Source organism: Dyadobacter sp. HNCC25DJ186 (genome assembly GCF_056895235.1).
Genome location: NZ_JBXHAS010000002.1, coordinates 652523 through 673188, shown reverse-complemented (window position 1 = coordinate 673188; position 20666 = coordinate 652523). Strand labels below are relative to the sequence as shown.

Annotated in this window: 16 protein-coding genes; 4 read left to right on the top strand and 12 right to left on the bottom strand. The window is 41.0% G+C overall.

Annotated elements, in window-relative coordinates:
* Positions 1-88: 88 nt before the first annotated feature.
* Positions 89-457 carry a VOC family protein gene (locus AC1XUO_RS07815; RefSeq protein ID WP_483329210.1) on the bottom strand — a complete coding sequence of 123 codons (369 nt, stop codon included), beginning with the start codon at positions 455-457 and terminating at the stop codon, positions 89-91.
* A gap of 138 nt (positions 458-595) precedes the next feature.
* Here AC1XUO_RS07815 and AC1XUO_RS07810 point away from each other — a divergent pair, with 138 nt between their 5' ends.
* Positions 596-3820: a cyclic nucleotide-binding domain-containing protein gene (locus AC1XUO_RS07810; protein WP_483329209.1), complete on the top strand. Its 3225-nt coding sequence runs from the start codon at positions 596-598 to the stop codon at positions 3818-3820.
* Here the strand turns inward: AC1XUO_RS07810 and AC1XUO_RS07805 are convergent.
* The 4 genes from AC1XUO_RS07805 to AC1XUO_RS07790 are packed head-to-tail and all read right to left on the bottom strand — an operon-like array spanning position 3817 to position 7228.
* Entirely contained in the window at positions 3817-4395 is a 579-nt protein-coding gene (locus tag AC1XUO_RS07805) for an HD domain-containing protein (RefSeq protein WP_483329208.1), read from the bottom strand. The genes AC1XUO_RS07810 and AC1XUO_RS07805 overlap by 4 nt on opposite strands.
* 20 nt (positions 4396-4415) lie before the next feature.
* Entirely contained in the window at positions 4416-5462 is a 1047-nt protein-coding gene (locus tag AC1XUO_RS07800; protein ID WP_483329207.1) for an adenylate/guanylate cyclase domain-containing protein, read from the bottom strand.
* Complete coding sequence (locus tag AC1XUO_RS07795; RefSeq protein ID WP_235152722.1) at positions 5452-5832, bottom strand: response regulator; 381 nt, start codon at positions 5830-5832, stop codon at positions 5452-5454. The genes AC1XUO_RS07800 and AC1XUO_RS07795 overlap by 11 nt, the downstream gene beginning before the upstream one ends.
* 31 nt (positions 5833-5863) lie before the next feature.
* Positions 5864-7228: a sensor histidine kinase gene (locus tag AC1XUO_RS07790; RefSeq protein WP_483329206.1), complete on the bottom strand. Its 1365-nt coding sequence runs from the start codon at positions 7226-7228 to the stop codon at positions 5864-5866.
* A gap of 735 nt (positions 7229-7963) precedes the next feature.
* Between AC1XUO_RS07790 and AC1XUO_RS07785 the strand changes: the two genes are divergently transcribed.
* Positions 7964-8548, top strand: coding sequence for a TetR/AcrR family transcriptional regulator (locus AC1XUO_RS07785; protein ID WP_483329205.1), 585 nt, complete (start codon positions 7964-7966; stop codon positions 8546-8548).
* Positions 8549-8599: 51 nt separating this feature from the next.
* The gene (locus AC1XUO_RS07780; protein WP_483329204.1) at positions 8600-9496 is read left to right on the top strand and encodes an NAD(P)H-binding protein; all 897 of its coding nucleotides are present in this window, start codon (positions 8600-8602) and stop codon (positions 9494-9496) included.
* A gap of 268 nt (positions 9497-9764) precedes the next feature.
* On the opposite strand, the gene AC1XUO_RS07775 is transcribed toward AC1XUO_RS07780, so the two are convergent.
* From AC1XUO_RS07775 to AC1XUO_RS07750, 6 genes are all read right to left on the bottom strand, one after another.
* A complete protein-coding gene (locus AC1XUO_RS07775) occupies positions 9765-11495 on the bottom strand; it encodes a chloride channel protein (RefSeq protein ID WP_483329203.1) in 1731 nt (576 codons plus the stop codon).
* Between the two features lie 311 nt (positions 11496-11806).
* On the bottom strand, positions 11807-12571 hold the full coding sequence (locus tag AC1XUO_RS07770; protein WP_483329202.1) for a hypothetical protein: 765 nt from the start codon (positions 12569-12571) through the stop codon (positions 11807-11809).
* 154 nt (positions 12572-12725) lie between these two features.
* A complete protein-coding gene (locus AC1XUO_RS07765) occupies positions 12726-14642 on the bottom strand; it encodes a response regulator (protein WP_483329201.1) in 1917 nt (638 codons plus the stop codon).
* A gap of 2 nt (positions 14643-14644) precedes the next feature.
* Complete coding sequence (locus AC1XUO_RS07760; protein WP_483329200.1) at positions 14645-15235, bottom strand: chemotaxis protein CheB; 591 nt, start codon at positions 15233-15235, stop codon at positions 14645-14647.
* On the bottom strand, positions 15232-16053 hold the full coding sequence (locus AC1XUO_RS07755) for a CheR family methyltransferase (RefSeq protein ID WP_483329199.1): 822 nt from the start codon (positions 16051-16053) through the stop codon (positions 15232-15234). Before AC1XUO_RS07755 ends, AC1XUO_RS07760 begins: the two co-directional genes overlap by 4 nt.
* Positions 16050-19487 (bottom strand): response regulator, encoded by a 3438-nt coding sequence (locus tag AC1XUO_RS07750; RefSeq protein WP_483329198.1) that lies wholly within the window; start codon positions 19485-19487, stop codon positions 16050-16052. Before AC1XUO_RS07750 ends, AC1XUO_RS07755 begins: the two co-directional genes overlap by 4 nt.
* Before the next feature lie 289 nt (positions 19488-19776).
* Here AC1XUO_RS07750 and AC1XUO_RS07745 point away from each other — a divergent pair, with 289 nt between their 5' ends.
* Complete coding sequence (locus AC1XUO_RS07745; protein WP_483329197.1) at positions 19777-20178, top strand: DUF3224 domain-containing protein; 402 nt, start codon at positions 19777-19779, stop codon at positions 20176-20178.
* Positions 20179-20182: 4 nt separating this feature from the next.
* On the opposite strand, the gene AC1XUO_RS07740 is transcribed toward AC1XUO_RS07745, so the two are convergent.
* A complete protein-coding gene (locus tag AC1XUO_RS07740) occupies positions 20183-20665 on the bottom strand; it encodes a GNAT family N-acetyltransferase (protein WP_483329196.1) in 483 nt (160 codons plus the stop codon).
* Between the last annotated feature and the right edge of the window lies 1 nt (position 20666).

The window sequence follows — 20666 nt, the reverse complement described above, 5'->3', positions numbered from 1 at the left end:
ACAAATGCCGTTTGACAAAAATCAAACGGCATTTATTTTATTTTTACGAAACCAAAAACAGCTCCGGCTAAAAGCTAAAACCCAATAGCTAATTATGGTATTGAAGCAACTCGATCCTATTTTCGAAAGGATCTCTGAACGAAAACCGTGTCCGGCCGATGATCGGTGTCAGATTTTTAACCAGAATTCCGTGACCTTCCAATAACTGGCGACATTCTTCCAGATTAGTCACCTCAAAAGCCGGATGGCGTTCGGAAGCATTACTTCCCTGATCCGTCATTAAATGAAGTTGGATATTCCCCATTTGATACCAAATCGCGCCACGCAAATGAGGCCGTTCCGGATCAATAATTTCTTCCAAACCTAAAACCTCTTCATAAAATTGTCTTGCTTCCTTTTCTCTTCCTTCCGGAAAACAGAGCATCACGTGGTCAATCCGCTTAAAATCAATCTTCATAGTCGGGTAAATTAAAATTCAAATTGGGCATGCATTTTCAAATTTCTGCAAATTTCATGATATCCTGAACGGTTTCAGTTTTTAAAAGGAATAATTAGTGTTTATTTTACATGAGTGACGCTAGCTTTCCGATAAATTATGATATCAGCCATTAAAAAAAGTAGATTAAATAGTACGATTAACCCACAAACGCTTCTTTTCTTCTTTCACAACTTTTTTATTAATGTCGGGACAACACTCGTTTATGTGTCCGCTAATATTTTATTGCTAGAAAATCATCCGGAATATTCCCTTCCGATCGCCTATATCGTCGCTGCGCTGGCCGTCATGGCAGCAGGGCAGATTTACGAACATTACGAACATCACCTCGCACTTGAAAAGCTAAGTCTTGGAACCATGTTGTCGTCACTATTTCTGGTACTGGTGGTCATGGTTTTATTGTGGGCAGGCCACGGCGTGGCAACAGCCATCGCGATCATGGTCGGATACAGGGTGATTTATTTGCTGATTAATCTTGAATTCTGGGGATTGTCTGCGATTGTTTTTGACGTACGACAAAGCAAGAGAATGTTCAGCGTAATCGGCTCCGGCGATATGCCTGCGAAAGCACTGGGTGCTGTGCTTGCCGTATTGATTCATTCGCCATCTGTGTTAATGATTTTGCTTACAGTCTCGTTGTTGTGTTTTGCTCTTGCATTTTATACTCAAAAACTGACATTCAAATACACGGATATTCCAAATCCACATCACGCAAGACCAAGACAATCAGGATTTTCTGATTCAAAATTTGTTCAGAAATATTTTGGCGGAAACAGGCTCCTTACGGCACTTTGCCTTGGCACCGTGGCTATAGCAGCAGCGGCGACATGGATTGAATATCATTTTTTTGTTAACGTAAAATACAAATTTCACAGCCAGCACGACACCATTATCTTCGTTGGTTCGCTTTTAACAGCCACGTACGTTATTTCAACATTTGTAAAAATGTTATTTTCCGGAAAAATTGTAGAGCGTTTCGGTGTAAAAATAACACTCTATCTACTTCCTTTGACAACGGTTTTAATATCGCTCGGGCTCATCATTTCTTCCTATTTCAGAACGGACGAACCTTCGCTGCTGGTTTATTACTGCATCGCATATTTGCTTTTTGAATTAATAAGAAGAACACTTTTTGATCCGGTTTTTCTGGTGTTTTTCCAGCCACTTTCTACAAAAAATCGTCTGAAAGGACATACACTTGCCAAAGGGCTTTACGAACCCTTGGGTATGCTGCTCGCCGGGGTTTTGCTCTGGACTGTTTATACCATGGAGTGGTCCAATATCAGTCTTACTTTCGATCTTTCCCTGTTATTTTCCCTCGCGGCACTTATCATTTTCAGAAAAGCCTATGCTGAGTATGTACTGGAATTAAAGAGTGCAATCAGTAAAAGATTTCTTAAAAGCGGTGAGATGGCTTCTCCCGGAGAAGCTTTGCCCATTATTAAGGAAAATCTTAAAAGTGAGAAAAAAGAAGAGGTGATTAACGCGATCGCCTGGTTGGTGAAGAATAAACCTTCATCCTTTTATAAGAATGTTGATTTTTTATTAAAAAACCCGTCGGAAATTGTCCGCCTGAAAACGCTTGAAGCCTTGGTGGAAACGGGAATTTACAGTCCGACGGAATCGTTTTATTCCTACATAGAAAATGAGCCAAACACACCCTGCCAGACGCTCGCCGTGCAAATCGCATGCGCTTCTGATAATATGACAAGCGACAAACTCGCTCAATATTTGTCACATTCTGATTTGGATATTGTGAGAGGCGCCGTGCTTGGTGCAAGGCAGACTGAAAAATCACCTACGCTGGTGCGCCAGACTATACATAATTTGTTTGCATCCGGTGATATCGATTCGCAGCTGACTGCCCTCGACTGCGTGGAAGCGATGGATGTAGAAGCTTTCAAATTGCAGATTAAGAATTCGCTGAAAAGCAAGAGTGAGAAAATTCAAAAGCGTGCTATCGAAGTCATCGGTACTGGCTGTAATAGTGATCTGATAAGTGAACTGACAGTTTTTCTTTCAGGAAAATTGTCAAAAACAGCAAGTCTTTCACTGATAAAATCTGGTCAATCCGGAGCTGCAATATTACAGGAATGGCTGAATGAATCGACTTCTGAAAAAGATATTTACTCATTTTTGAAGTCAGCGGAAAAGCAGCCTAACAGTGAACTTTTGCCTGTCCTTTTTAAATTTATTACAAAAGTTTACCAATCAAAGGGTGAGCCCCATGCGCCTTCGTTAAGACTCCACACCGCCGCATTGCGTTCCCTGCTGTCTTACGCCCTGGATTCTGATCAGAAAAATACGGTAAGAAATTTTGTAGACATTGAGCTGCTTCACGCTTATCAGATCTTGAACGCAATGGATCCCGGAAACGGAAATCCAACTTGGAATTCTTCTTTGCATTACGAGCTGTTACAGGTCAATCAAAGGTTGTTCTATTTGTTCTCGGTCTTGTATGACAGGGATACGATACAAAATGCCTGGAAGGGAATCCGACATGCTTCGCAGGAAAAAAGGGCAAATTCGCTGGAAATGGTGGAAAGCCTGCTTCCGAGAGAATTATATCCCTGTTTACGAGCACTGTTTGAGGAAATTCCGTTACTAAGGAAAATGGAAGCACTGCGCCAGTACCTGAATGTCCAGGAAAATCCTCAGAATTTTGTGGATTACGTATTAACGCAAAAAGAACAGTATTTTACCACATGGACGATAGCGCTCACCATCGACCGCTGGACTCCGGATACCGAAATAACAAATTTGGACGTGTTCCTGAATCACCACGTCAGGTTGCTAAGAGATGCAGCGAGAGCAGCCTATTTAAAATTTCCATCACAGAAATATCACAGTCAACACGAAAATAATATGAACCACACGACGGAATCTTCTCAGCAAATATCTGAAATGGAGCGGGTTATTGTATTAAAAAATACAAAGTTATTTTCTCAAACTCCGGAAAATGTATTAAGTTCTATCGCTCCTATCATGAAGGAAGTAATTTATCAGGAAGGGCAGGAAATCTTTGCAAAAGGTGATGCAGGCGACAGTATGTTCATTATTTACTCCGGCGAAATTGGAATTTACGATGGTCCCAAACAGCTTGCTTTGTTTGATAAAGGTGAAATTTTTGGAGAGCTTGCATTGCTTGATACTGAACCAAGATCAGCATCAACCGTAGCAGAATCTGACGTCCTTTTATTCCGAGTAGATCAGGAAGATTTTTTCGAGTTAATGGAGGAACGTGATGAGATCTTACGCAACGTTCTCAGGATCCTATGTCAGCGTATCCGGGTTCAAAATGAAAAAATGAGAGCGACGGTCTAGATCTGTTCCCTCAATTCTTGCAGCCTTTTCTGTTTTGATCTATCCCTTTTATTTCGGGCGGAATTGGTATGATAATGATGTGATTCCAAAAATTTGACCTGGACAATGTTCCAGCTTTTTTCATCTTCAATAATCTGTCTGCTTTTCAATTCTTCAAAAAGGCTCGCAGCGATAGGTTCAAAATCACTGCGTCCCAAATAATCAAGGTCTGCATCGCAAAGGATATCTTCGAGCTTATTTTTGGGAGACTGCGGTATTTTTGTAGCCATGATCATACTGCAAATTTGATCGATTTCTTCATTTGTATAGGAGAACAACGGCAGTTCGGATCTGGCAATCCGACATCCTTCTTCTTCATGATCTTTATAGGTATTTACGAAGCCGCAATCATGAAATAATGCTGCCGTCTTCAAAAGTTGCAGCGATTCCTCGCTTTTCACACCTTCTTGATGTGCCAAGATCAATACCTGATTAACGACATCCAGTGTATGATGCAGACCATGATAATACAATGTTGGAGAAAGGTTTTTGTCCAACAAATCGAGAATATATTTTTCAGCCTTTTCAGTTTCCATTGTAGTAAAAAGACAAATCATTATTCAAGCACTTCATAGATCTGCATCGCTTTCTGCTTATTTTTTAGATTTACTTCTCCAATAAGCTGACATTGAAATGCTTCCTTGATCTTCTCATAAGCCCAATCCGGGACCACAATTTGCCCTGGCCCTGCGACAGACTGTAATCTTTGCGCCACATTGACCGCGTCACCAATAACGGTATAATCCAGCCGTCGCAAGGTAGCCGAGCCGATATTTCCGCTTACCATTTCCCCTGAATTAATTCCAATGGCCACATTAGGAAAGTATTCCGTCTGGTTATGCAATTGTTCTTTGAAGGTATTGATCTGATTTCTGACTGCAAGAGAAGCCTCAATCGCGCGATCCAGATGATACTCACCTTTGAAAACAGCCATCACGGCGTCTCCCATGAATTTGTCAACCAGTCCGCCGTGGGCAAGAATTTCCTTCACCATCACGTCAAAATATTTATTGATCATCCTGACGACGTGATCAGCCGGCTCCCGTTCTGAAATCGAAGTGAACCCGCACATATCCATAAAAACAACGGATGCTTCAATGTTTTCACTTGATGTAAGAGAACTTTCAAAAGCGCCACGCGTCATAAACTGAAGTACCGAAGAATCTACATACATACGCAAAATATCATTCTCCCGCACCGCCTTTAAAGTATCCCGAAGCTGCTCAACATATCTCAAAGTTTTCTCCATTGTAACTTCAAGATCTTGAAAATCAATAGGTTTACAAAGAAAATCGAAAGCTCCCCTATTCATTGCAGTACGGATATTTTCCATATCGCCGTAGGCTGAAACGATCACAGATTTTAACAGAGGGCTTAGTTCACTCAACTTTAAAAGCAAAGTCAAACCGTCCATTTCCGGCATGTTGATATCGCTCAGAACCATATCAACATCAGGATGTTCTGCCAGCATTTTTAACGCAGCTTCACCGTTTTCAGCAAATACAAATTCGTACTGCTGCTCCCGGATCTGTCTGCGAAATTTTTGTTTTATAAGTAATTGTAAGTCAGGTTCGTCATCAACCACCAGGATTTTAGCCTTCATATCTTTCTTGTAATTTTTGTTTCAGCTCTGTGAAATTTACCGGTTTCGTCAAAAAGTCATCTGCACCAAATTTCATAGCCTGTTCATAATTATCAGTGTCGCCATAAGCCGTGATCATCATCACAATCGGCGGCGCCATCGGGTGATCCTTTCTAATTGTTTTCAGAAGTTCAATGCCGCTCATCCCGGGCATATTAATATCGGAGAGTATCATCACAATCTCCGAAGCATGTCCTTCCAGATACTGGATTGCATCTTCTCCTGAAAAAGCAAAGGAAAATTGAAATTCTCCATTACGAATTTCTCTTCTGAAACGCTGTTCGAAAAGTGCCTTCACATCCGGCTCATCGTCCACAACCAGTATTTTCATCTTTAGGTATTTTGTACTTAAAATAAATAATTCAGGATACAGGAAGCGTAATCTTAAACTCCGTTCCTTCACCCGCCTTAGAACTCACGTCCAGGATTCCTTCATGCGTTTTGGTAACAATATCATAACTCATCGAAAGGCCAAGTCCAGTTCCTTGGCCGGTTGGTTTTGTTGTAAAAAATGGTTGAAATATCTTGGATTTAACACTTTCCGGCATACCCGTTCCGTTGTCCGAAACACGGATGTACAATTTCCCGCCAAACAATTTCGTCGTAATTTTCACCTCCGGTTTATAATTTTCAAAGGCCGGGTTATCCTTGTTCAGCTTTTTCTTTTCAGCAACTGCATAAAATGCATTAGTAAATAAATTGAGAAAAACCCGGCCCAAATCCTGGGGCATAACCTCAATTTTTCCAATCGTCGGGTCAAAATCAGTTGTCAAGGTCGCGTTAAATTCCTTGTCTTTCGCCCGCAACCCGTGGTATGCCAGACGCATATACTCGTCGGCCAGCGCGTTGATATCCGTAGGCTCTTTTTTGCCAGAAGAAGTCCGCGAATGTTGCAGCATTCCTTTCACAATCGAGTCCGCGCGTTTGCCGTGATGCGTAATTTTTTGTTGATTCTGGCTTAAATCGCTGATAATTCCGGCAATATATTCTTTATCCGCATCCGGAATTTCTGTCTTGTTAATCTCTTCTTCCAACTCCTGACAAAGCTCCACAGATACTTCCGAGAAGTTGTTTACAAAATTTAAAGGATTTTGAATTTCATGGGCAATTCCCGCTGTCAACTCACCCAAGGATGCCATTTTCTCACTTTGAATTAGTTGGTTTTGTGTAGCCTTCAATTCATCCAAAGCCTTTTGGAGTTCCATCGTCTGAATTGTCAGCTCCTGCGTACGCTCAGCCACCAGATATTCGAGTGACGCTTTTTTAGCTTCATTCTCTTCATCCCTTCGCTTTTGTTCTTCGCGTTCTTTTTCCAGAATCTTTTGCTGTTTCCGAAAGTTAAACCAAAGCGCGAGCATCCATAAAAAGGAAAAGCCCTTGGCTATTTCGAAGTAATTCCGGTAATTTTTGTACTGAGTTTCTGCTACAAGCTCAAAAAGCTCTCCCAGAAAACTAACGATTACATAGGGATATATTGATTGAACGGTGCTGCGTATGGACTCAAAGTCCTTCTCTTTGTAGATCACATAAAGAATATAAACCACTAATGGGTACCATAGCCATTGTACAATTTGAGACTTATTCAGAATCCAGAATGCTGCTACCAAACCTATTGCAATAGATCGGGCAAGCAGTAATTTTTTGTCCCACCCGTGATGGAGGAGCGGTGTGTTTAGTCGTTGACGGATAAACTGAATCAGAAAAAAAACTACTAAAAATAAATCCATACCGGGAAGGGACAATAAATAAATGCTGATGGCTAATTACTTGCGTCAGTTCTTCAAAAACAATCTTTTTGCGAAAATCTGATTGAATCGTGAATCTATAAAGAATGTATGGATTTTCTAACAAAATCGATGAATTGGTGGCTAAAACGTATTAAAATCGGGGCATTTTCGATCGTTTACGAGGCCAGTACCCAACTCCATTTCAAAGGCTGAAATAAAACGGCTATCTTTTCACATCGATTTACTCTTTAATTCCTTTTCTCAAAACACAATGACTTATTTAGCTAACACGACCCGTTACGAGCAGATGACTCGTCGCACGTGTGGCAAAAGCGGGCTAAAACTTTCGGCCATATTCGGCAGTTTTTGGGATAATTTCAGTGGCGTGTGCGTCTATGAAAGTTACCGATCCATACTCACCACAGCCTTTGACAAGGGGTTACTCATTTTGACCTGGCAAACAATTACGGTCCGCCTCCGGGGTCGGGTGAGGAACATTTCGGGCTGATCATGAAAATAGATCAACCAAAAGATTTACAGATAAGATAACTGGTAAAAGACTAACTTTTAATTCCATAGCTCATGTTTTAAATTACATGGAAAACAACGGCTGGCAACACTGTGACTAACAAATCCTTGATACAAGGATGACAACAATCGAATATTACTACTTTCGCAAAAAATAAAATTTAGAGAAAATTTGGATACATACCAACAAGTATGTACGTTTGTACTATGTTAGATACACGAAGCGAAATTCTGAAAAAAAATTACGAAGCAATGCGCCTGCATGGCTTCCAGGGATTGCGGACAGATAAAGTGATTGCTCAAATGGGAATTACAAAAGGCGCATTTTATCATTATTTCAAGGATAAGCTAAACGTCGGGTATGCCATTGTCGATGAGCTCATTGCTCCTGACTATACCAAGGCCTGGGGCAATCTGATTCAGGAGGATAAACACATTATTGATGCCATTGCTGAGACTTTAAGTACTATTGCTTCCTATTCAACGCAGGAAACAATTCATTTGGGTTGTCCGCTAAACAATCTTATTCAGGAAATGTCGCCGTTGGACGAAGGGTTTAGTAAGCGCCTTTCTGCAATACTTGACAGCGAGCACAAATTAATTAAGGCTGCCTTGAAAGTTGGAATTGAGAATAAAACGATCAAGCCGGTAACAGATCCTGATACACTTGCTTATTTCATATTGGCTTCATTGGAAGGAAGTTACACCATTGGAAAATCATTCAATAGTTATGAACATTTTAGAAGCTGTATCGGACAACTCATTCAAGTTTTAAATTTTTATAAACAATAATTTTTTTACCAATATACATACCAACTTGTATGTATGTAAACTTCAAATGTGATGAAATATGTAATTACGGGTGCCAGCGGGCACACAGGAAAAATTGTAGCAGAAAAGTTACTGGAAGCAAAACACGAAGTTGTAACCATTGCCAGAAAACCAGACAATATCCGCACGTTGGTTGAAAAAGGCGCAATAGCAGCAATCGGTGATTTGTCGGATGAGCATTTTCTGACTAAAACTTTTGAAGGTGCGGATGCAGTCTATGCACTTATTCCACCAATTTGGGATATTAAAGAATCGTGGCGAGTATTTCAGCGTCGTATCGGCACTAATATTACTAACGCACTGGAAAATGCCAATGTGAAAAATGTAGTGGTTCTCAGTTCAATGGGATCACAGCTTTCTCCCTTTGGAGCAGGTCCGGTGAGCGGACTTGGTGAGTGGGAAAAGCAGCTACAAAATGTTAAGGATCTGAATATTCTGGCACTCAGACCGGGATATTTCATGGAAAACCTTTTCGCTTATATTCCTCAGATCAAGGGGCTTGGCACTTTTGGAGACGCTTTGTTGAAAGATCTGAAGATTCCGCTTACAAATACCACGGACATCGCTGATGAGGCGGTCAAACATCTTTTGGAATTGAATTTCAAAGGTTTTTCTCAGACTTTCGTGGGAGGCGCACAGGACTATACGATGGATGAGGTTGCAGAAATACTTGGCGCTGCAATAGATTTACCAGGTCTTCAATATATTCAATATCCGGATGAGGATGCAAAAAACGGGATGATCGCAGCGGGTGTGCCTCCCCAGATAGCGGAAGGGTACATTAAACTTTTTGAAGGATTAAATTCAGGTGCCTATCTCGCTGACTTTGTTCGAACTACTGAAAATACGACCCGGACATCGTTGCAGGAATTTGCAATTCAGTTTGCTGCGGCATACAAAAACAGCTGATTTACTAGAACGAGGTAAAAACTCTGGAAAACCATATCATGACCAAGGTCATTATTTAAGAAACCTTTATTTGTGACCTTTGTAATCTATCAAATACCATCAGTATTTGAGGTGAGAAAATATTTGTAAAATTCCCTGGCGTTTGCCGGGGATTTTTGTTTCAGCCCCGAGGGAAAAAGATAAGCATGGTAAATATTAAACAAGGGAATGAATATACAGTATAGAATATAAGCCAATTATGTTCTTACCTCAGCAGTTAAATATTCCCCTAAACAGAATGTGCTTGCAGCAGCTGACGGTAACTGTTCAGGACACTTGACTTCGAAATAAATCCTGCAAATCTGCCTGAATTTTTCACAACCGGAAGATGCCATAAACCGGTATCATCGAATTTTTTAGCGACAACAACCACTGAGTCATCCTCGACAATAACCGCTTTTGGTTCTTTCATGAGCGTCGCTACGGTAAGCGTGTCATCAAAGTTTTTACTAAACAAAACAGGTCGAAGATCATCCAGTGTTATAATGCCTACCAGCGTTAGATCATCACTTAAAACGGCTATAAGGTTCCTTTTGCCATTTTCCAGAATTTGACGAAGCTCATCGAAAGTTGCCTTATCATTGATAACCTGTGCATCTTTATCCAGTAGATCCAGCGTACGCAAAAGCGACAACAGATTCCTGTCATGCTCTCTGGTGAAGATCTTTCCCTGGCTAGCCATTTTTTCCAGATCCGGTGATATGGGTGAAAACCATTTCGCCATTAAAAACGAGATCACTGACACCATCATTAGTGGAATAAATAAATCGTATCCGGAGCTTGATTCTGCGATAAGAAAAATCGCAGTTAGTGGTGCATAGAGTACGCCGCTCATTACGCCGGCCATCCCTACCAATATCAAATTTGTAACAGGAATATCCGGGATTCCTGCCTGAGTACATAATAATGCAAAAACATAACCTAATGATCCGCCGGCAAACAGTGAAGGCGCAAAATTTCCACCATTTCCTCCGCTTTGTATCGTGATAGATGACGCAAATGCCTTCAACAGACATACCACAGCCACAAATACAATAATCACCCATTCGCGGTAACCAATGAAGCTAAAAAAACTGTTTTGAATTACATCCTTAATTTCTCCGTTGGTAAAGGACTTGATCGTATCATAACCCTCTCCAAACAAGGGCGGATATAGCACGCAAAGAAAAGACAAAACGGCACCACCCGTCATGGCCTTTTGGATCTTGGACATTTTTAATGCATGAAAAAACTCCTCAATGTATCTTGCAATGACGAGAAAGTATCTCGCATAAAATCCACAAAGTATGCCCAGAATCAGATAGAAGGGCAGGTTATGATAATCAAACGCTCCGCGGGTATGAAATTGAAACAGGACTTCCTCTTTCAAAAGAATCCTGGAAATTAAACTGCCGCAAACAGCCGCTACGACAAGTGGAATGAAATCTGAAAAAACGACGCCAGTAAGTAATATTTCAAATGCGAACATCATCCCTGCGATAGGCGCATTAAAAGCCGAAGCGATACCGGCTGTTGCACCGGCGGCGAGTAACAGAGTTCGTTCCCGATAATCAAGTTTATAGGTTTTGGCAAAGTTAGAACCTATTGCTGCGCCTGTTACTGCAATGGGGCTTTCCAGACCAGCGGATCCACCCAGACCCACCGTAATGGCACTCTGGACGATCTGTGAATACATTTTAACCGAAGAAACATTACTGGAATTCTGCGCAATTTCGTGCAGAATAACCGGAATACCTTTTTTATCAAGGCCATGAAAAAAGAGCTTGACAACAATGGTGGTGATCACAATTCCCAGGAATGGAAAGATTAGATAGAATAAAATCTGATCTTCAAAATGAACTTTATAGGTAATTACGTAGTGGATATAGTGCACAAGGGATTTCAAAACCACCCCGGCAATTCCGGCCGTACATCCCACCAGAATACCCGATAAAATCAAAAACTGGCTACGGGTCAACATACTTTTCAGCCAAAACATTACAATTTCGTAACTCTTAACCTTATCGATGCTGAATCTTGTAAAGTCTCGCCTAAACTTTAAGAAGCTGTAATATTTTTTTATGTTTCTGTTCTTCACTCCAAATCTTTTATATCCAAATTAACGTACTTTTCAGGGATTATCGTCCTCCATGGAGGTGAATTTCCGAAAATATTCTATAAAGATTGTAGTTGGCAAGTTTTTAGTATTACGTATATTATTTCAAGGCGTCTACAAAAAAATAGCCCACAGATACAGACCTGCAGGCTTATTGTTCAATACGTTAAAGAAGATCAGCCATTTCCACGTGCCAATTGCACAGAAAGTCTGATATCTACGCCACGGTCATCTGCTCCATAACGGGATCCGTTGCCAGTACCAATCCCTACTCCCATGCCACCACCCATTCCGATACCGCCACCAAGACCGATTCCGATTCTTGGTGAAAAGCCGGATCGCGAAGATGCTCCGTCAATTTTAATGCTGATACCCAGGTTTGACGACTCCTTTGGATTCATGGAAATAAGGCTGAAAGGAATGGCAATCTGTTCAGTAAGTTCGCCATTTTTGTCCATGCCGATATGCGATTTGATGCTTCCGTCAGCTTCAACAAGGTTGATAAAACGCTCACCTTGCTTATCTTTCCAAACTGCCTCTTTGTTATAAGAATCCATCAGCAGATCTAGTCCGAGGCTGTTCGGCAGGTCGGTATCGATTCTTTTAAGTGCTTTTCTGTCTTCTTTCATAACGACCGGAAATAGCAAAGAATATCCATCTTTTTTCTGGCCCTCAGGCATGAAAGATACTTTCAAACCACTACCCAAAATTTTCTGAATCGTGGACGGATCGCGTGTCGACATGGTCAGATATAAATAATGTTCATCGTTGATGATCCCATAGGCTAACCTTGATGCCTGGTCCTTCTGATCCGGCTTTATCTCATCGACATAAGTAAACGGTGCATTCCATTTTGATTCATACGGTACAGTTTTTGAAGAACTACATCCCGCCAGTACCGCCAGGGCGATGAGACACCAGCTATTTTTTCTACTTCTCATTTTGCTATTTATATACACTGAATTTCAATTATTAAAACGAAATCAATTTAAGATCATTACGAATAATTTAGAAAATTCGTTGCATTTATAAAATCTGGATGAGAATCATATTTTTTCATTTGAACGAAGAAGCTGTTTTTGTTAATCCGTATACCTAAGCCATCAGCAACTTTCCGATTTTCTCGTGCAGTTTTACGGGCTCAAATGGCTTGGATAAAGTATCATCCATCCCGGACTCAATAGCCTGACGAAGGTCCTCTTCAAGTACAGTGGCAGAAAGTGACAAAATCGGAGTGGAAACCTTCATTTCGACACGCAAATAACGGGCTGCCTGAAATCCATCCATTTCCGGCATTCGTGTATCCATAATGATCAAATCAAAATTTTGATTTTGGACTGCATCAACAGCTTCTTTTCCATTGACAACCAGCGTCGTATCTATCAGCCAAGTCGTCAAATATTTATTTATCAGCATTGCATTGATATGGTTGTCTTCGGCAACCAAAACTTTTTTCCCAAAATATGGTTCCAGACTTTTGAAGGATACAACCGGCTTTTTTACTATTTGTTTCTGGTTTGCGTCTTTCAGCATTAAAGTGAAGTAAAACTCACTTCCATTCTGAAACTGACTGGTTACTTTTAGCTCGCTTTCCATCAACAAAACCAATTTTTGGGAAATCGTTAATCCAAGACCTGTTCCTCCGTAATGGTGTGTGGTTTCGATGGATGCCTGGCCGTAAGCCGAAAAAATCCTTGAAATCCTGTCTTCCGAGATCCCGATTCCTGAATCTTCCACTGCGAATCTGACTTCATGCAACTCTCCGGACATACCTATGTGCTCAATTTTCAATTTTACGTATCCTGCATGTGTGAACTTTAAAGCGTTGCCAACCAAATTCATTAGAATCTGGTTCAGGCGCATTCCGTCAATAAGTACACTTTCAGGAATCTCATCATCAACCAGAAGTGACATTTGCAGTCTTTTTTCATCTGCCTTGAAACGCATCAGATCAACAATGCCTTTCCCAACCTGAGTCAAACTTGTTGGTGTCGGAAGAATAGAGAATTTACCTTCGTCGATTTTGGATATGTCAAGAATGTCGTTCAGAATATTAAGTAACGAACCAGAAGAATGCAGCAGCATTTCCAGCAATTCCTTCTGTTGATTATTAAGTTCGGTAGCTTCCAGAAGATTCCCTATCCCGATTATTCCGTTGAGAGGTGTCCTGATTTCGTGACTCATATTTGCCAGAAATGCTTCTTTCACCTTTCTGGACTTGTCTGCAAGACTCCTTGCTTCGACCAGCGCGAGTTCGTGAGCCTTTCGTTTTTCTATATCATGCAGATTTATAAAAAGCAACCTGTTTTTATACATAATCCGTAATTCCAGCCAAACCGGCTGACGGAATTTTCCAAAAAACTGATCCTCTACAACAATCGTATCTCCGCTCAAATAATTCTGATTGATCAAAACACTTTGTAAACCTGACCGCATCGGTTCAACCAGCAGATCGAGCATGGATATATTAATCAACTTCTCAGGATCAAGCCCAAGAATAGATCTGACCGATGGATTTATTGACAAAATCCGGCCAGAATCCGCCTGGACCGTGCAGATAATATCCGGAGAGTTCGTCACAATTGTGGCATAATTTTCCAGCAGCCTGTTCTTTTCCCTAACTTCCCGCTGACTGGTTGCAAGACGTATCAGCGAATCAACCTTTGCGTTTGTTATGTAAGGGTCAAGCGGTTTATATAAATAGTCGATTGCACCGGTTTTCAGTCCGCGAACGGCATAGGTCGTTTCTTTGGAAATAGCCGTTACAAAGACGATCAGAATCTCTCTGGTTTTCAGGTTAGAAGCCAAAGTTTCCGCAAACTCAAAACCATCCATTCCAGGCATTTGGACATCAACCAGGGCCACTGCTATTTCATTTTCCCAGACAATCCGAAGGGCCTCGTTTGGCGAAGTTGTCGCGAAAATCGTTATGTCATCGCGATTTAATATCGCTTTTAGAGAAATCAGATTTTCCTCCTTGTCATCAAGCAAAAGAATTTTAGTATTTTCCATATTTACGTTGAGTAACTGTAAAGTATACTGCTGATTTCTTCAAAAAAATTTTCATTCAAAATATAATGTTTGCCAAACAGCCGGATCGCAGCAGCAGGCATTCGTGCAACCTCCGCTGTCAAAGGATCCTGCACATAAGTCTTAAAACCCTTCTCAGCAATTTGTTTCATCCCAATAGCACCATCTTCGCTGGCACCTGAAAACAGCATTGCGGCTCTGATTTTGATTCCTGACTGAGCGGCCGAAACAAATGTGGCGTCAATCGAAGGACGGGAGAAAAAGTCTTTTTCATCACTATCCAAATAAAATCTCCCGTCTGGACCTATTAATAAGTGATAATCCGGTACAGCAAAATAGATGCAGTTTTTGACAATGGGATCTAAATGCTGAGGCTCTTCCATTTGAAGTGGCGTGTAGGACCTGAACAATTGCGGTAATTCAGACAGACTCGACTTCCCCCGGTGCAACACAAATACGACCGAGCACGGCAATGGTCGATCTAATAGTCTCAAAATCTCTTCAAAAATTGAAAAACTTCCCGACGAGCCTCCAATCAGTACCAAACTAAATGACTCATCCTGCTTATGCATCATTTTATTTTCTGATAGATATTCAAATGTATATCGATTATCCTGAAATTTTCTTCGAAACCAGAATACCGCAAGGTCTCCCGCTTTCCAAGGCATAAAAAACCAAACATGGCCATACTTTCGTATAAAAGTTTGAAAACTTTTTGCCTTTGTTCAAGATTAAAGTATATCATCACATTCCTGCAACTAACCATTTGAAACTCATTAAAAACGCCGTCGCCTGTCAAATCATGCAAAGAAAACACGATGTTTTTTCTTAAATCAGGAACCATTACAGCCTGATTATAAGCCACGTGATAATAATCAGATAAAGATTTTTTGCCTTCTGACAGGAGGTAATTTTCTGAAAATGTGCGCATGTTACCCAAACTAAAAACGCCCTGACGAGCGGAACACAGCACCCGCTCACTTAGGTCAGTCGCATAAATCAATGAACGAGTATACATTCCCGTTTCTTCGAGCAAAATCGCAAGGGAATATGCCTCTTCTCCGGAAGCGCATCCTGCAACCCAGATCCGAATTGTAGGATAAGATTCCAGATAACTGAAAACTTCTGATCGTAACTTTATGAAAAACTCAGCATCCCGAAACATTTCAGAATAATTTACCGTCAACTCCTGAATAAAATCATAAACCGCTTTCCCTCCCAGCTCGATATGCGAGGTCAATTCGGTGAGGCTCATGGTATGTTTCGCCAGATATCTGGACGCCCGGCGCAGCAATGACGGCCGTGCATATCCGGAAAAATCGAAACCCGAAATTTCTCTGACCTTCACTATTAAAGATTCCAGCTCGTCATATTCTAGGGTAACTATATTCATGCGGAATGCAGCCAAACTTTTATTAACGACAATAATTTATCTATATCAACCGGTTTAGAAATATAATCATTTGCGCCCGCTGCCAGACAAAGCTCCCTGTCACCCTGCATCGCTTTTGCAGTGACGGCGATGATCGGAACATTATTCCATTTTCCTTGTTTCCGGATCATCTTCGTTGCTTCAATACCATCCATTTCAGGCATCATCACATCCATTAAAACGAGATCAATGTCTTTTTCCTGCGAGAGTTTTTCCAGTGCCTCGCGACCATTCGTTGCAATGGTGATCGCAAAACCAGCCTCCTCCAGAACCGCACTCAATGCGAAAATATTCCGCATATCGTCGTCAGCCAAAAGCACTTTTTTCCCGACAAAAACACGCTCGGCATGAACGACAGGATTACTGAATGAAGGATTTTGAATGGAGGGTGATGCTTTCAGCTGAATTTTTTTTAGAAATAGATTCACTTCATCCAGCAAACGATCATTGGATTTCCGCGTCTTCATAACCACCGGGTGAGCATATTTCATGACGCGCGTAAGATCTTCCTGGGACAGATCTTCGGCCGTGTTGACCACAACTGGTAATGTCGCCCATTTTGGAACTGCTTTGATTTGATCAAGAAGATCTAGTCCGTTAATATCAGAAAGGCGAATATCAAGGATTATCCCATCAACAATCTCTCTTGAAAGCATTGAAATCGCCTCTTTACCAGAATAAGCATATAATACAAACAGATTATTGTCTTCAAGAAAGTCACCAAAATGTTTACTTTGAAAAGCGTCGTCTTCGATCAAAAGAATTCTTTTCTTGTCCAGATTTGCTCCTTCCAGTTTTAATAGATCGAAAATCACCTCCGCCGACCGTTTGTCGACTGGCTTCTGCATGAAACCAATTGCGCCTTCTTTCAGTACTTTGGCAAGACTTTCATCACCGGCAGAGACAGTGTGTACAGGAATTAACCGTGTTTCAGTGTCGGATTTCAACGCCTTTAAAACTTCATCTCCGGAAAGATCAGGAAGATGCATATCCAGAATAATCGCTGTGGGCTTAAATGTCTGAGCAATTCGTAAAGCTTCATAACCCGTTTCAGCAACAACAATTTCAAAGCCACTTTCACGCGCCTTATTAGCCATATCATCAGCAAATACCGGATCATCTTCGATCAATAGTAACCGATTCCCTCCTTCTCTCCTTATGCTGATAACTGGCTCTTCCAGCTCATTTTTAACTATTTCAACCGATTCCCGTGGCTCTAAAATATCATCTGTAAGCCCGGCTCTGTCGGGATTATTCCGGATCGGGATGGAAAGTGTGAAGATCGACCCTTTGCCAACGTCACTTTTCAAAGAAATAGAACCCTGGAACAGATTGGCCAATTCACGGCTTATTGATAGTCCCAGTCCGGTACCGCCATATTTCCTGCTCGTCGATCCGTCAGCCTGCTGGAATGCTTCGAAAATTGCTTTTTGTTTGTTCTCAGGAATTCCAATTCCCGTATCAGACACTTCGAAAATTAGGTGGTCACTTACTTTTGAAACGATCAAAGAAACGGTACCAGGAGCGGAAGTAAATTTAACTGCGTTAGAAAGCAGGTTTCTCAGAATCTGCACCAACCTTATTTGGTCAATAAATAATTTTTCAGGACAGTTTCCGCCTTTAACAAGGGCCAGAGTAAGGCCCTTATTTTCTGCCATTTTTTGGAAAGTATTTCTGATTTCAGAAAGCAAATAACCCGTATCAACTTCCTCTGAATGCAATTCTATCTTACCGGCTTCAACTTTTGCCAAATCCAGAATATCGTTGATAAGCGTCAGCAGGTCATTTCCAGAATTATTGATGACCGATGCAAATTTCTGCTCCTCTTCATTCAGACGACCTGCTTTATTCTCTGACAGGATTCTCGACAGAATCAGAATACTGTTCAGTGGCGTCCGGAGCTCGTGGCTCATATTTGCCAGAAATTCACTTTTAAACCTTCCGGTGGTTTCGAGTTCATCAGCTTTTCGCTGAATTTGGTCGCGCGCTTCTTCAATCGTATCTTTTTGTTCTTCCAATAGGAAGGCTTTCTCTTCAAGCTCCGTATTAATCTGTTTTAACTCATCCTGCTGCACACGAAGTTCCTCTTCTGAAACCTGTAAAAGTAAAGTTTGTCGGATCAGCTCCTCATTTGTTACCCTCTGCTCCTCTTGCTGACTTTCAAGCTCTTCCGCCTGTATTTGGGTTTTTTCAAGCAACTCTGTCATCAGCTGTCTTTCACGCGCCGCAGTAAACGCAATGGCAGCGCCATCAGAAATTCGTTCAAGTAATTTACTGACATTGTCATCCGGTTTTCCCAGATAACCAAGTTCAAGAATCGCGACAACTTTCCCGGCCTGCATTAAGGTCTTTATCAATACTGTATCCGGAGCCGTTCCACCAAGACCGGAATTAATTTTCAGATATCCAGGCGCAACTTCAAGTTGTTTAAAAGCTAATTTTTCCTGTATTATTTGTCCCAAAACCCCGCTTTCCTTCGTGATACATTCGGGCAAATTAATATGGCGATCTACCGCATAAGTTGCCGCCAGATCCCAGGTATCTCCGATGCGGTTAACCATGTACAATACGCCAGTCGCAGCCTGAGTAACCTCAGCCACACGATTGAGAAAGTTTTGCGTGAGTTCATCCTCCTTCGGTTCTCCACGAATAACAATACCAACTTCGACAGCTGCCGATAAAATCCAGTTTTTCCGTCTGTCTTCAATTGCCAGGACTTCAAGCTCCTGATTAGCCCTTATCGTCTCCTTTTCAGAACTGAGCTGAGCGAGATAAGTTTTGCGGATGAAATAGAATAACACAAAAATTACAAGCAGAAAAACGGTCGTTCCGACTACTATTACCTGTTTTGCCTTCGTCGAACTAAGCGCTAACTGATTCTCACGTATTTCAAGTAAGCCATTTTCTATATCTTCAATCTTGTCAAAGGAAAGTTTAAGTCTGGCAGATAATTGCTGCCCCCCTAAGACCATGGCCGTCAGGGAATCTGAAGAATAATTCCCCGTTTTCAGCATCTCGAATTGCCTTGCCATCAAGTCCAGCCTGCTTTTTAAAACAGGGGCTAATGTGTCCAGTCGGGCGGTCTGACCTGGATTGTCAACGACTAGTTTTTGGAGCAGTTTAAATTGCTCCCAGGTATTTTCACAGGCAATCTGGTGGGTTCGCTCAAAATTTCTGTTTTTTAAAATCGCAAAACCCCTTAGGCTCGTTTCAGCAGTTAAAAGCTGATTTCTAACCTCCATGGACGACCCGATCACCTCTCGGGTATGATTTACACGGCTTGTATTTTCCTGTTGTAAAACGATTGCGTTATAAGAAGTGTAACCTACGATTATTACAAGAAATATGGATACGACAATACCAATAAATACTTGCTTTTGAAAGGAAAACCGCATATTTGAGTGTGAGAAACGAAGCGTTGAAAACCCTGATATTTAAAAATATTTGTGAATATCTATAAAAAAAAATCTTTGAACTAACTTTTGTCTCATTTTCACTACATATACAGTAGAAAACTTTCTACGTATCGAGCTGTATTACACGGACAGGGCTTTTACAATGAGAAATCTTAGAATTATTCAATTTATCTATGATATCTTTTTTTCTGCTATTTTGATTATAAAAAAATTCTAACAACTATATCTGATTTCTGCTATTTTTGAGAAACACCAAAAAAAATTTAAGATGACATTATCTGCCTCCGCTGTTTTCCATATAACTGATGGATACGAAGAATCTTTCAGTAAAATTGATAATGGACAAAAATTAACCACCGGTAAATTTTTTATTTTTTATGAAGGAGAGTTGTCCGGAGAGAGTGTAATAATGGAATTAAGAAATTATCATCATGATAAAAAAGCGACGCTGTATGGGTTGGAAAGATTTACAGGAACACTAGCCGGGAAAAGTGGTAGTTTTGTGCTGGAACACTCAGGCGTTTTTGAGAACGGAGTAATTAATTCTACCAGAAAAGTTATTGCCGGAAGTGGAACAAACGAGCTTGCCGGCTTACGTGGAGAAGCCGTTTTTAATTCCGGAGAATCAAAAGTATTCCAACTGACCTTAAATTATTCGTTTACACCGTGATCCGCTATATTTCTTTGGACATCCAAAGTTCACATGAATGATGTCCGCTATTGCCTAACGGGCTATCGAGCAACGTAAAACCCAACCTTTCGTAAGCTTTAACAGCCTTGTCGAGTTCTGGCATGGTTTCAAGGTAAATCCTTGTAAATCCCTCACTTTTCGCTGCTGCAATGCATTTTTCAATCAGTGTTTTCCCTAAACCTATCCCCCTGGCTTCCGGTATCAGATACATTTTAACCAATTCCAGGGTATCTTCTGGTAAACCTTCCGTTGGAAAAATTCCTGCGCCGCCCAAAAGTTTTCCTTCGCTTTTTGCTACAAAATATTTACTGTTATCAACCTTAAAGAGATCGCTTAAATGATCGGTACTCTCGTCGTAAAATACAGTTCCCGGCTTATCAGCCTTAAATTCCTTTAAGGTATTCCGGATGATTAACGCCAATTCGAAATCATCGTTCTGATCAATTTCTGTTATTTCAATGTTCATT

Bases quoted from the DNA above. Each gene is read 5' to 3' on its own strand.
- AC1XUO_RS07740 (WP_483329196.1), bottom strand. From the start codon at position 20,665: ATGAACATTGAAATAACAGAAATTGATCAGAACGATGATTTCGAATTG.
- AC1XUO_RS07750 (WP_483329198.1), bottom strand. From the start codon at position 19,487: ATGCGGTTTTCCTTTCAAAAGCAAGTATTTATTGGTATTGTCGTATCC.
- AC1XUO_RS07805 (WP_483329208.1), bottom strand. From the start codon at position 4,395: ATGGAAACTGAAAAGGCTGAAAAATATATTCTCGATTTGTTGGACAAA.
- AC1XUO_RS07745 (WP_483329197.1), top strand. From the start codon at position 19,777: ATGACATTATCTGCCTCCGCTGTTTTCCATATAACTGATGGATACGAA.
- AC1XUO_RS07785 (WP_483329205.1), top strand. From the start codon at position 7,964: ATGTTAGATACACGAAGCGAAATTCTGAAAAAAAATTACGAAGCAATG.
- AC1XUO_RS07775 (WP_483329203.1), bottom strand. From the start codon at position 11,495: ATGTTGACCCGTAGCCAGTTTTTGATTTTATCGGGTATTCTGGTGGGA.
- AC1XUO_RS07765 (WP_483329201.1), bottom strand. From the start codon at position 14,642: ATGGAAAATACTAAAATTCTTTTGCTTGATGACAAGGAGGAAAATCTG.
- AC1XUO_RS07800 (WP_483329207.1), bottom strand. From the start codon at position 5,462: ATGAAGGCTAAAATCCTGGTGGTTGATGACGAACCTGACTTACAATTA.
- AC1XUO_RS07790 (WP_483329206.1), bottom strand. From the start codon at position 7,228: ATGGATTTATTTTTAGTAGTTTTTTTTCTGATTCAGTTTATCCGTCAA.
- AC1XUO_RS07815 (WP_483329210.1), bottom strand. From the start codon at position 457: ATGAAGATTGATTTTAAGCGGATTGACCACGTGATGCTCTGTTTTCCG.
- AC1XUO_RS07760 (WP_483329200.1), bottom strand. From the start codon at position 15,235: ATGATGCATAAGCAGGATGAGTCATTTAGTTTGGTACTGATTGGAGGC.
- AC1XUO_RS07770 (WP_483329202.1), bottom strand. From the start codon at position 12,571: ATGAGAAGTAGAAAAAATAGCTGGTGTCTCATCGCCCTGGCGGTACTG.
- AC1XUO_RS07780 (WP_483329204.1), top strand. From the start codon at position 8,600: ATGAAATATGTAATTACGGGTGCCAGCGGGCACACAGGAAAAATTGTA.
- AC1XUO_RS07810 (WP_483329209.1), top strand. From the start codon at position 596: ATGATATCAGCCATTAAAAAAAGTAGATTAAATAGTACGATTAACCCA.
- AC1XUO_RS07755 (WP_483329199.1), bottom strand. From the start codon at position 16,053: ATGAATATAGTTACCCTAGAATATGACGAGCTGGAATCTTTAATAGTG.
- AC1XUO_RS07795 (WP_235152722.1), bottom strand. From the start codon at position 5,832: ATGAAAATACTGGTTGTGGACGATGAGCCGGATGTGAAGGCACTTTTC.